Origin of the sequence: Streptomyces sp. NPDC059169, from assembly GCF_042755225.1 — a bacterium.
GTDB lineage: Bacteria > Actinomycetota > Actinomycetes > Streptomycetales > Streptomycetaceae > Streptomyces.
The window spans coordinates 43,460-50,450 of record NZ_JBHZCF010000029.1; the positions used below are offsets into that span (position 1 = coordinate 43,460).

7 protein-coding genes and 1 pseudogene are annotated in these 6,991 nt (G+C 70.9%); 1 reads left to right on the top strand and 7 read right to left on the bottom strand.

What is annotated here, in order from left to right; all coding sequences use genetic code 11:
* Positions 1 to 224: 224 nt before the first annotated feature.
* Positions 225 to 620 (bottom strand): DUF5997 family protein, encoded by a 396-nt coding sequence (locus ACFXOM_RS34535; protein WP_384949287.1) that lies wholly within the window; start codon positions 618 to 620, stop codon positions 225 to 227.
* Positions 621 to 677: 57 nt separating this feature from the next.
* Here ACFXOM_RS34535 and ACFXOM_RS34540 point away from each other — a divergent pair, with 57 nt between their 5' ends.
* Positions 678 to 1,448 carry a LysR substrate-binding domain-containing protein gene (locus tag ACFXOM_RS34540; protein ID WP_384949284.1) on the top strand — a complete coding sequence of 257 codons (771 nt, stop codon included), beginning with the start codon at positions 678 to 680 and terminating at the stop codon, positions 1,446 to 1,448.
* 721 nt (positions 1,449 to 2,169) lie between these two features.
* Here ACFXOM_RS34540 and ACFXOM_RS34545 read toward each other — a convergent pair.
* From ACFXOM_RS34545 to ACFXOM_RS34570, 6 genes and pseudogenes are all read right to left on the bottom strand, one after another.
* Positions 2,170 to 3,126, bottom strand: a complete 957-nt coding sequence (locus tag ACFXOM_RS34545) for an aldo/keto reductase family oxidoreductase (protein WP_385041368.1) — start codon at positions 3,124 to 3,126, stop codon at positions 2,170 to 2,172.
* A gap of 338 nt (positions 3,127 to 3,464) precedes the next feature.
* Positions 3,465 to 4,085, bottom strand: a complete 621-nt coding sequence (locus ACFXOM_RS34550) for a hypothetical protein (protein ID WP_384943235.1) — start codon at positions 4,083 to 4,085, stop codon at positions 3,465 to 3,467.
* Entirely contained in the window at positions 4,078 to 5,034 is a 957-nt protein-coding gene (locus ACFXOM_RS34555; protein WP_384943233.1) for an aldo/keto reductase, read from the bottom strand. The genes ACFXOM_RS34550 and ACFXOM_RS34555 overlap by 8 nt, the downstream gene beginning before the upstream one ends.
* A 572-nt stretch (positions 5,035 to 5,606) precedes the next feature.
* Positions 5,607 to 5,786: a hypothetical protein gene (locus tag ACFXOM_RS34560; RefSeq protein WP_384949282.1), complete on the bottom strand. Its 180-nt coding sequence runs from the start codon at positions 5,784 to 5,786 to the stop codon at positions 5,607 to 5,609.
* Between the two features lie 34 nt (positions 5,787 to 5,820).
* Positions 5,821 to 6,585: an SDR family oxidoreductase gene (locus ACFXOM_RS34565; RefSeq protein ID WP_384943229.1), complete on the bottom strand. Its 765-nt coding sequence runs from the start codon at positions 6,583 to 6,585 to the stop codon at positions 5,821 to 5,823.
* 146 nt (positions 6,586 to 6,731) lie between these two features.
* Positions 6,732 to 6,991, bottom strand: a pseudogene (locus tag ACFXOM_RS34570) (glutamate dehydrogenase); the annotation flags it as partial.

Here is a 6,991-nt window from a genome sequence, read left to right on the forward strand (position 1 = left end):
GTTGCCGGTCCGCCGTGTGCGCCGCACCGGGTGAGGGAGAAGCGCTGAGCTACAGCTGAGTGGAATACGGAGGACGCGCACGGCGCGTTCAGCGAGCAGAGGAATTCGTAGCAACCTCCAAGAATCGAAGGCGCATGAGACGGCATCAGACGGCAGCCCCACCCTGGGGAGGGGCTGCCTGTGTGGAGAGCGGTCGTACCGCTAGCGTTCCGAGCGGGCGGGGTTCAGGAGCGGGGCCGGTCGGTGCGCTCGGCCTGCTTCTTCTTGATGCGGACTGCTTCCTTGCGGACTTCCGCCTGGGTGGCGCGCTCCTTCTCGAGCCACTCGGGGGACTCCCGCTTCAGCTCGTCGATCTGCTCCGTGGTGAGGGGTTCGGTGATTCCTCCGCGCGCCAGGCCCGAGATCGAAATGCCGAGCTTGGCCGCGACCACCGGACGGGGGTGGGGGCCGTTGCGCCGCAGCTCCTGGAGCCACTCGGGCGGGTCGGTCTGCAGCGCGCTCAGCTCGTCCCGCGAGACCACGCCCTTCCGGAACTCTTCGGGAGTGGCTTCGAGGTACACGCCCAGCTTCTTCGCCGCCGTTGCGGGCTTCATGGTCTGGGAGCTCTGCTGCGACTTCATCACCCCAGGATATAGAGCGTGTGCGCGACCGCTGACCACGCCCGGTAACCTGGCCGGGTGACAGGCACGGAAGCACCCCGTTCGTTCCGGCTCGCGTACGTCCCGGGCGTGACACCCACGAAGTGGGTGCGGACCTGGCACGAGCGGATGCCCGACGTCCCACTCGACCTCGTGGCGGTGTCCGCGGCCGAGGCGCCCGATGTCCTGCGCCGGGGGGACGCCGACGCAGGCCTCGTAAGGTTGCCCATCGACCGGGAGGGCCTCAGTGCGATCCCTCTCTACACCGAGACGACCGTGGTCGTGGTCCCGAAGGACCACGTCGTGACGGCGGTCGACGAGGTGTCCCCCGAGGACCTCGCGGACGACGTGGTGCTCCACCCCCTCGACGACACCCTGGACTGGGGGGGAAGGCCTGGTCGGCCCGCGATCGAGCGGCCGGCCACGACCGGGGACGCCATCGAACTGGTGGCGGCGGGAGTGGGGGTGCTCGTCGTCCCCCAGTCGCTCGCCCGTCTGCACCACCGGCGGGACCTCACGTACCGTCCGCTGACGGACGCCCCCCAATCGCGCGTGGCGCTGTCGTGGCCCGAGGACGAGACCACCGACGAGGTCGAGGAGTTCATCGGGATCGTGCGCGGGCGGACCGTCAACAGCACCCGGGGACGCCGTCCCGCTGCTCCGGCGCAGCCGCAGGAGCAACGCCAGGCCGCCGGCGGTGCCCGCCGCAAGCCCGCGGCCGGGAGGTCGTCCGGGACGTCGGCCGGTAGGAGCCAGCGGAGTGGCGGCTCACGGAGCGCCAGGCGCGGCAAGCCCCGCCGCCGGTCGTAGCCCGAAGTGCCCCGCGGGCGGGCGGCGGCACCCGAGTGGCCGAGGAGGTGGTTTCCGTCGGGGTGACGTCTCCCCTCGGCGCCTCCTCCCCCGGCCCGTGGGCCGCGCCGATCGGCCCGGTCCCTTGCCGTGGAGTTCGGCCACGCCGTCACCCGGCCGATCGCGGGGCGACGGAAAGGCACCCGATACCCGACGGTCGCGACCGGTTCGTTCTCGTCGAGCGTCGCGGTGCGGTCGCGAGCACGCGGCACGCGACGGTCGGCCGGCCGGTGCTGCGGCTGGGGACCGCTCTCGTGCCACCGGGGACGCAGCGCGCATGGGCGAACGCCACGGGTGACGGCTCCCGAGATCATTGCGGAAGCACGCTCACCCGGGGCATCGGGAGCTGACGGCTCCGGCCGGCGGAGGTCCCGCCCGGATCGCGCGCGTGGCAGCGGACGGGTAACCCGACGGCTCCGGGACCGCCCGCCCCGCCCCGGCAGGCCGTCGTCCCGCCCGACCCTCGGTGGTCTGGGCGGATGCGGCACGCCGTCGCCCCTACGGCCTCGACCGGCGCCGCCCGCATCGTTGCAGGAGGCCGGGGCGTCGTCCGGTCGCCGTTGCGCCATGGTCCATCCCACCGGCACAACACCTACCTGCGGGCGGTAGGGCGCTCCCCTCCGACACGGTCCGGCCGCAGCGTGCTGCCCGGGAGGTGGCCGCGCAAGGCGGTCGCCCCGGCTCAGGGCAGCGGTTCGCCACGTGCCGCCAGCCAGAGCTCGTACCATTCCTCGTGGCCGAGGTCCGGCTCCCGGCGCGCGGCGTCCCGGCAGGCGCGGATGCGATCGGGATTCGCCGTACCGACGACCGGGGCGATGCGGGCCGGGTGGCGCATCAGCCACCACAGCAGGACGGCCTCCGCAGTGGTGCCCTTCTCCTCCGCCAGGGAGGCGATCCGCTGCGCGGTGGCTCGTTCCTGCGGCGTCTCCTGGCGTCCCGTGAAGCGCCCCTGCGCCAGGGCGCCCCAGGCTTGGAGTTCGATGCCGTGCGCACGGCAGTACTCGAGGGTGCCGAGCGGGAATCCGTTGGCAGCCGCCGCGCCGGTGTTCACCAGGACGCCCGCCTCGAGCCAGTCACGACGTCCGAGACTCATCTCCAGTTGGTTGCTGACGAGGGGCACGTCCAGACGGGCGGCCAACGGGGCGATCTGCTCGCCGGACATGTTCGACACGCCGAACCGCCGTACCAGCCCCTGCCGGTGCAGTGAGGTGAGCGTCTCGACGATGTCGTCGGGATCGGCGAGGGGGTCCGGGCGGTGCAGGAGGAGAATGTCGATGACGTCGGTGCGCAGCCGTGTGAGGCTTTCTTCCACGCGGCGCTCTATGGTGGGCCCCCGCAGGTCGTAGATCCCCGGACGCACGCCGTCGGGTAGGCGGATACCGCACTTCGTCTGCACCACGATGCGTTCGCGGAGTCCGGGCGCACGGGCGAGGACCTCGCCGAAGACCGCCTCGGACTTGCCGTGGCGATAGATGTCCGCGTGGTCGAAGGTGGTGACACCGATCTCCAGCGCCGCGACGACCGCCGCCTCCGCCTCGGCGATGTCCTCTGCCCCGTAGGGATCGGGCGTCCAGCTCCCGCCCAGTCCCATGCATCCGTACAGCAGGCGTCCGCCGCTCTGGCCCGTGTTCGTCGTCACCACACCACCTTACGGGGGGCGCTCCCGGCGGCCGGCCGGCGGGGAGCACGGTCGTTCCGCGGGCGTACCGGCCACCGTCGCTTCCGCGGCGTACCGCCTCGTCCACCGCGCGCGGGGACCCAGGAGGCGTTCCGTCGGTAGCCGGTCACGGCCGCCGGGCGACGTTCGCGCTGGAGAGGACCGGTGCACAGCGGGGGCGGCCCGGCACCGATCGCGTCGTCGGGCAGGGTGCAGCGAACCGGACCGACCACGGGAGGCTCGCCGACCACGGCTGCCCGGCGGCGTTGGGCCCTGTGTACGGACGCGGACGCGTGCGGTCCCGCTGTGTGTCGCGGTGCTCAGGACGAACTGAACCGCACCGTCAGCTCGGGACAGGGGCCGTCCGGTTCGTCCTCCGGCGGAGGGCCCCAGGCGGCCAGGGTCGCAGCCACGTCGTCCGCCGCGGACTCCAGGTAGCAGATCATGTTCAGCGGATAGCGCGTGTTGTGGAACATGTAGCGGTCCATCGGCGTGGGTCGCTCACTGATGGTCAGTCCCCGTTCGGCGGGCGGGCCTATGCGGTGCCAATCAGGGTGGAGGTGGATCGAGCCCAGGACGTCGACGTCCTCGCGTTCCGCCTGCCGGTAGATGCGCAACAGATCCTTCGGACTGCACCAGAAGCCCCTGCGGGTGTTCCGGTACGCCGCCCCGAAACAGGGAGCGACGGCCGTGTTGAACTCCTCGACGGCCGCCGGGTCGACGGCGCGCACGTTGCTGGCGAACTCCATTCCGGTGACCTTGGCGCACCTGTTCTGCACCCGGCCGATCAACACGGCGAAGCAGCACGGCGGTTCCGCGGGTGTGCAGGTGTCGTACTCGTCGCGCGCCACCCCGATGAAGGACTTGAGGGTGTCGAAGCTCAGCATGACGGCCGTCGGGGTGACGTCGTCCGCCGAGTGCCCGGGGACGGCGTCAGTCACGGTTCTCTTCCCCACCGCGTGAGGCCACGTCCAGTGCGTGCAGTTCGGCCGGCGACAGCACCAGGTCCACCGCGGGCAGGATCTCGGCGAGCTGGCCCGGTGTCCGACTGCTCGCAAGGGGAGCGACGACGTGCGGCTGGGCCGCCAACCATGCGAGCGCCACGGCGGCGCAGGTCGTGTTGGACTGCGCCGCGATGGCGTCCAGCACCGCCACCACCTCGTGGCCTCGGACGGTCGCGTAGCGGGAGGCAGCGGCGTTGCGTACGCTCTCCACCTGCGGTGCGCCCTTGCGGTACTTGCCGGTGAGGAATCCTTGGGCCAGGCCGAAGTACGGTACGCACGCCACTGCTTCGTCGGAACAGACCGGCGCTAGGTCGGTCTCGAACGGGGTGCGGTCCAAGAGGTTGTACGGCGGTTGCACCGCCACGTAGCGGGCCACTCCCAGGCGGTCGGCCACCTCGATCGCCTCCGCCAGCCGCGCGCCACTGATGTTGGAGGCGGCGATGTGGCGCACCTTCCCGGCGCGCACCAGTGCGTCGAACGCCGATAGCGTCTCCTCCAACGGCGTCCCGGGATCGTCGGCGTGCGCGTAGTAGAGGTCGATCCGGTCGGTCCCGAGACGCCTGAGCGAGGCTTCCACCGCCTCCTCGATGACCTTCGCGCCCAAACCGGTGAGCCCTCCGAGGCGGCCGACCTTGGTGGCTATGAGGACCTGGTCCCGGTTCTTGCGCGACGCCATCCATCGGCCGATGATCGTCTCCGACTCACCCCCCTCGTTTCCGGGCGCCCACTGGGAATAGGAGTCCGCCGTGTCGATGAAGTTGCCGCCGGCTTCGGCATACGCGTCGAGGATGTCGAAGGAGGTCGGCTCGTCCGCGGTCCAGCCGAAGACGTTGCCGCCGAGGCACAGGGGGAACACGTCGAGGTCGGTTTCGGGTATTAATGTCACGTTGGGTTCCTATCTGGGGTAGTCCACCGCAATCGCGCGCACGCGAGGAGCGGGATGCCTGCGGACGCGAGGCGGGGCGATCGGGTCGGTCGCGTCGCGCGGTGGATCCGACGGCCATCGCCTCCGCCGCGGGAAACCACGGTCGGCGTCGCTGACGCGAAGGCATCGGGCAACCGGGTCACGGGTGCCGAGGGTTCGGGCGCCGGCTCGGCACGACAGTTCCCGCGGTGCGTCCGCCGGACCGGTGCAAGGGGGTGACTCCCGGCGGGCACCCAGCCGGTCACGCTCACACCGCTACGAAAGGGCAGGCCTCTCGCGTGCTCCGGCAGGAGGCGGGAGGATCCGTGGTCACTGCGGGAGCCGTTGCTCGTATGGCTGCAGCACCCAGTCCAGCCCTTCCCCTCCGCGTGAGCCGTCGCCACCTCGCCCCATCCCAGCATCTCGCGATCTTGCGCAACTTTACTAGCGGGAATTCGTAAGTCAATACGAGTCCGGTGCGGTACGAAACCCGTACAGGGCGAGGGCAGTTCAGGAGTCGACCACAACGCCGGTGTTCGGCACCATGGCTCGGCTCAACCCTCGACCACCGCAATCAGCGCCGCACGTCCTTCGGCGTCCGCGTACAGCACGGGACGGTCCTCGCCACTCTCACTGCACTGGTCGGCCGATCCGGTCGCCCGGGTGACGGACGTGCCCCGAGAACGGCGCGGCTCCGTCACCCGGACTTCACGGCGCGAGCCCGTGTCGGACATCGCCCCCGCACCCGGCTCCCCGACGGTCGCTCCGTCAGAGCATCGAGCCGCCCGTGGCGTCGATGCACTGTCCGGTGACCCACCGCGAGGCGTCCGAGGCGAGGAAGGCGACGATGTCGGCGACGTCGGAGGGGCGCCCCATGCGGTTGAACACGGAGAAGGAGGCCAAGGCGGCCTCGCCCTCGGGAGTCGACCAACGACGCGCGTTCATATCCGTCGCCACGAAGCCGGGGGCGACGGAATTGACGGTGACGCCACGAGGGCCGAGGTCCTTCGCCAATGCCCGGGTGAGGGTCTCTACGGCTCCCTTGGTCATCGCGTAGGCGATCGACTCCGGGAATGCCACTCGGGCGGCGGCCGAGGTGATGTTGATGACGCGGCCACCGTGACGCAACCGCTTCAAACCGTGTTGAACGAGGAACAGCGGTGCCTTGGTGTTGACCGCGACGAGGCGGTCGAACAGTTCCGGTGTCACCTCGGCGACGGAAGCGGAACCGCTGGTCCCGGCATTGTTGACGAGGATGTCGACCGCCGGTTCCTCACCGTTTTCCAGCAACGCGCGGTCCAGGCGCTCGAAGAGCGTCTCGACATCGCCCGGGACACCGAGCTCGGCCGGGACCGGGAAGGCCCGCCCCCCGTCCTTTTCGATCCGGGCCACGGTGTCGTGTGCCGCTGCCTCACTGCTGCCGTAGTGGACCGCGACGAGTGCCCCGTCCGCAGCGAGTCGACGGGCGATGTCCCTCCCTATGCCACGGCTGGCTCCCGTGACCAGAGCGGTCTTCCCCTGCAATCCGTTCATGTGCTTCTCCTCCCCTGCGCTCCCCTGCGCAGCAACTCTGAGGACGGCCCGACCGGTGACGCGGTTCATTGCGCGTCGGATCCCGATCCCGGGCGGGTGTCGGCGCCGGTCCCGTTCCCCCTTCCGCGCGAGAGTGGGAAGGCGTCTCAGACGACGCCCTGCGCGAGCATCGCGTCCGCCACGCGTTCGAAGCCGGCGATGTTGGCACCGGTGACGTAGTCGCCCGGGGCACCGTACCGCTCGGCGGTCTCGTAGCAGGTGCGGTGGACGTCCCGCATGATGACGGCGAGTTGGTCCTCGACCCGTGCGAAGGGCCAGCTGTCCCGTCCGGCGTTCTGCCGCATCTCCAGGGCGCTGGTGGCCACCCCGCCCGCGTTGGCGGCTTTCGCCGGGCCGAAGGCGACTC

Bases quoted from the DNA above. Each gene is read 5' to 3' on its own strand.
- ACFXOM_RS34560 (WP_384949282.1), bottom strand. From the start codon at position 5,786: ATGTCCGACACGGGCTCGCGCCGTGAAGTCCGGGTGACGGAGCCGCGC.
- ACFXOM_RS34535 (WP_384949287.1), bottom strand. From the start codon at position 620: ATGAAGTCGCAGCAGAGCTCCCAGACCATGAAGCCCGCAACGGCGGCG.
- ACFXOM_RS34565 (WP_384943229.1), bottom strand. From the start codon at position 6,585: ATGAACGGATTGCAGGGGAAGACCGCTCTGGTCACGGGAGCCAGCCGT.